Genomic DNA, 688 nt, shown 5'->3' on the forward strand with positions numbered 1-688 from the left:
WTTCTGTAATTACTTTTTTCATTAATTATTTACCTCCATATATTAAAAATATACCTAATTTTAGGTATATTTTATATTTATCAAGAGTTTTCGACAAAATTAAAGATTTAGATTATGTTTTTTTATTTTGCTAAGATGAGATAAAAATGTAAAGGTTAATATTTATATAGTTGATATTTAGTAGCATAGGAATTTAACTAATACCAAAGATAAAAATATCTTGGTAAACAAATTATAACACCAAGTTATTATTTACAGCAGTTGTTATTTCCTGTGTTGATAGTAAATCATTCATCATTGATTTTTTGAATCGTAAAACTACAATTCAAACATTTTTGTAAATCAACATCAACAATCATTAAATTATGATTGATTGTGTCTTTATTTTCTATTTTTTTCATAGTTATTTTATCTACTTTCTAATTTTTATTTTTTGAAATATGAAAAATTATTAATGCTTTATAAGTTTAATTTTGGTATTTCATTTTTAAACAGTTTAAACAATAATTTACAAATAAATTTATGTCTGATTCTTCCAATATAATTTCAATTATAAAACAATTGATTAATTTTTCTATATTTTTTTTTAAATTCTTCAAATGTTATATTTTTTTCTTTTAAAACATCTTTTAATTCAAAAATAATTTCATTTCATAAATGATAGTATCTAAGTCCAGCATTTTTWTTT

General features: G+C 18.4%; 2 protein-coding genes. Both read right to left on the reverse strand.

All coding sequences use genetic code 4. The annotated features are described in order from the left end of the window. Window positions 1-248: 248 nt before the first annotated feature. On the reverse strand, window positions 249-401 hold the full coding sequence (locus EHV01_RS06280; protein WP_400248950.1) for a hypothetical protein: 153 nt from the start codon (window positions 399-401) through the stop codon (window positions 249-251). Window positions 402-459: 58 nt separating this feature from the next. Then, the coding region (locus EHV01_RS06285) for a hypothetical protein (RefSeq protein ID WP_422066711.1) at window positions 460-688 on the reverse strand (229 nt) is incomplete at its 5' end.

Source organism: Spiroplasma sp. hy2 (assembly GCF_044714365.1).
Lineage (GTDB): Bacteria > Bacillota_I > Bacilli_A > Mycoplasmatales > Mycoplasmataceae > Spiroplasma > Spiroplasma phoeniceum.